Source organism: Tersicoccus phoenicis, assembly GCF_001968835.1.
Classification (GTDB): Bacteria; Actinomycetota; Actinomycetes; order Actinomycetales; family Micrococcaceae; genus Tersicoccus; species Tersicoccus phoenicis.
Genome location: NZ_MRDE01000059.1, coordinates 1 through 3,241, shown reverse-complemented (window position 1 = coordinate 3,241; position 3,241 = coordinate 1). Strand labels below are relative to the sequence as shown.

General features: G+C 62.4%; 3 protein-coding genes and 1 pseudogene. 1 reads left to right on the top strand and 3 read right to left on the bottom strand.

Features of this window, described 5'->3' with window-relative positions; translation table 11 throughout:
- Window positions 1-151 precede the first annotated feature (151 nt).
- A pseudogene (locus BKD30_RS08820) lies at window positions 152-1,111 on the top strand (MFS transporter); the annotation flags it as partial.
- A gap of 290 nt (window positions 1,112-1,401) precedes the next feature.
- Here BKD30_RS08820 and BKD30_RS08815 read toward each other — a convergent pair.
- The 3 genes from BKD30_RS08815 to BKD30_RS08805 form a co-directional block, all read right to left on the bottom strand.
- Window positions 1,402-1,974, bottom strand: coding sequence for a hypothetical protein (locus tag BKD30_RS08815; protein ID WP_076704065.1), 573 nt, complete (start codon window positions 1,972-1,974; stop codon window positions 1,402-1,404).
- 9 nt (window positions 1,975-1,983) lie between these two features.
- The gene (locus tag BKD30_RS15610; protein ID WP_083956182.1) at window positions 1,984-2,511 is read right to left on the bottom strand and encodes a matrixin family metalloprotease; all 528 of its coding nucleotides are present in this window, start codon (window positions 2,509-2,511) and stop codon (window positions 1,984-1,986) included.
- Window positions 2,512-3,093: 582 nt separating this feature from the next.
- The coding region (locus BKD30_RS08805) for a transposase (protein WP_143588098.1) at window positions 3,094-3,241 on the bottom strand (148 nt) is incomplete at its 5' end.

The window sequence follows — 3,241 nt, the reverse complement described above, 5'->3', positions numbered from 1 at the left end:
CTGGGACGGTCAGCTCGAGGAGTCACCACCCCACCATCATCGGTGCCGGCATCAGCTACGGTCATCGTCATCTCGGATCTCGTTCCAATCTCGCCCCATACAATGGGAAGCACATCAACCCTGTTGTCTCACACCATCCTGACGCACAGGGCTCATGCTCATCCTCGGGCCGTCATGGGAATGGATTGTCGCGGCCAACGTCTTCCTCGGCATCAGCCAGGGCCTGACCTGGTCCACCGCCGTGATCATGAAAATGGACCTGACCGGCCCGAAACAGCGCGGCCTCGCCATGGGTCTGAACGAAGCGGCAGGTTACCTCGGCGTCGCGGTCACTGCCCTCGCGACCGGGTACATCGCCTCCGCCTATGGTCTCCGGCCCGGCCCGTTCCTCCTTGGAGCCGCCTACATCGCCCTCGGGTTAGGCCTGTCAGTCCTGACCATTCGCGAGACCCACCACCATGCCAAGACGGAAGCCTCCCAGCACGTAAGTACACACAGGAGTGCCGACGCCGGCCTCACCACGGGACAGGTTTTCACCCTCACCAGCTTCAAGGACCGCTCCCTTTCCGCAGCCAGCCAGGCAGGACTGGTGAACAACCTCAACGACGGCCTCGCCTGGGGCCTCTTTCCGGTCCTCTTCGTCAGCTCCGGGCTGAATTTGAACCAGGTAGGGATCCTGGCCGCCGTTTATCCCGCGGTCTGGGGCGCCGGGCAGCTCTTCACCGGTGCCGCCTCAGACCGCTGGGGCCGCAAATGGTTCATTGTGGCCGGCATGATCGTCCAAGCCGCTGGACTGGCAATAGTCGCCGCAGCCCACAGTTTCGGGCCCTGGCTCATCGCCGCAGTCCTCCTCGGTATCGGAACGGCTATGGTCTACCCCGCCCTCCTCGCCGCCATCGGGGACATCGCACACCCCACCTGGCGGGCCCGCTCCGTCGGGATCTACCGCCTCTGGCGTGACGGCGGCTTCGCCATCGGTGCACTCCTGTCAGGTCTTCTCGCAGACCTGTATGGCATTCCCGCAGCCATCGCCACCGTCGCCGCACTTACAGCCGCCTCCGGCCTGGTGGTCGCCGTTCGAATGCGCGGCAACGACCACATAACCTGGTAAAAACTGACCCTTGGCCCGGCACGTCAGCCCCGAATGAATCCGCGCGAACGCACTACTGTCAGCGTTCAGCAGATAGGCAGTCACGACACATAGCGACAACAGAACGCCGCCAAGCACCGCCAAAACCCACATGCGGAGTGGCAAGCATTCTGCGACAGGACCTCAGGCGCCACGGGTGCTGTATCGAATTCGTTTGTTTTCGAACGCGTTGCAGACCATGCGCTGTCAGGAGTTACTGCGATGCGACGTGACCGGCGATCTTCTGGTCTACCCGCCACCGTTTGCCGGGATCACTTCGTACGCTGACTCGCCACGGTCTTCTTCGTGGTCTGCACCAGGTTGGTGATCGAGCTCGGTAGCGGTTCGGTCAGTGAAGTGCCCTTCAGCTTCGCCACTGACCCGTCTCGCTGCACGGCAAGTCTTCCGGTAGGGCCGCCGAGGGCGGCGTAGATGTCGCCGGGCGTCTTCTCCAGGTAGAGCAACGCTTGGTCCCCGGGCTTGGCGAGAGGGTCGCTCTCAACGACATACTGCTTGCCGTCCATCTGGCCGCCGGTCTGCCTCACGACGATCTCGTTACCGCCGACGCTGGAGCCTTTGATCCATTGGCTGACGACGAACGTCGTGTCCGTGTAGGGCAAACCGTCCACCTGCGTTGTCTTCTGGCCTGCAAAAGCACCGCGGACTATGGCGTCCGAATCGGCAACCAGTTGCTTGAGGGTGGGGTACCCCTTGGCCCAGCTGGCGTGCAGCTGGATAGTGTCCCCTTGTGGGCCTTCGGCCGCCGAGGGTCCGGCTGAGCACCCGGTCGATGAGATGATCGCCGTTGCTGCGATGACTGCGCAGATCGCGCTCCTGATACGCATGTCTCCCCCTCAGTACTTGTTGTTGATGCCGTTGATTTCGTCCGCTGTTGGGCGGTAGATCCCACACCGGCTGGTCGTGAACCCGTTCATCAGGTGGCACCCCGAGACATGATCCAGTCCGAGCGCGTGGCCCATTTCGTGTGCAGCGACCCCACGGACCTTGTTGACGTCGTAACCGCCGGTGTACTTCGTATTCAGGTACGCCTTCGTCCCGGAGTTGAAGGTGCTCCCGGTCGACGTCCAGTACGTGATGCCGTCCCAGGTGGCGCCACTGGAGTTGATACTGTATGTGTACACGTGGGCCGCACCGCCCGGCGTGATGTACAGATTGGCATCCGTCATGCTATTCCAGTCGTTGGTGCCGTTCGTCCAGCCGGCACCGTTCGACCCAGGCTGGCCCGAGATGATGGCGACATAGACTTGGGTATTCCATTTAGGCCCGAGGTAGGCGTAGGCGTTCGCCGGTGTTGCCACGCTGAGCAACAGTGCCAAGGACGCCAACACCCCGATCGTCGCTGAACTGATCCGAGTCTTCATAGTTCCTCACTCTCATCAACTCCCCCGATGGGGTGGGTGGGCACAGTATGCGGCGGTTCACCCCCAACGTCAACTGTTAGTTAGCTTGCCTAAGCGCCCTTCTCGACAGGCGAGAGACACCCCGTGTCGTACCCGCCATCAATCATCAATGGAAGACCGCCAAGTACCTCAGAGAGTCACACGGCGTGGCACGGGCGGTACGGGGGTCAGAATCGGTCGTTTTCGATTCGCATGCCAATGTGCTCAAAGGTTGAGCGAACCCACCGGTGCGCGGGCGGTGCGAGTACTGGCCGCACCACGCCTCAGCGGAGGATGACAGCGGGGTCAAGTTGAGGGTTTTCCCTGGACTTAAACCGGACGGCAGATGTCTATTGACCGGGTATCGGCGCACGCCATAGTCTCCGATCACCGCAGGCCAGACGGTCGGTGGACTGAGACAGGGGGTTCTATGAAGAAGCTCAGGTCGTTGGCCGTCGCGACCATCATGGCTGCCTGCATCGCGACTCCGGCCACGGCCTCGGCGGCGTCCACTAAGCCGGACGTCGTCGCGCCTGCCGTCGCGTTGATCTGGCATTTCCAGGCTCATCCCAATCCAGGGTGTAGGCGCGGTCTGAAGCCTCCGGTCTCGAGCAAGCTTCTGGCGATGTAGTTGGTGAGGTTGCGGAACCCGAGCGCGGAGCCGCGGAGGTGCTCGAGGCGGCCATTGATCGCCTCGGTCGGACCGTTGGAT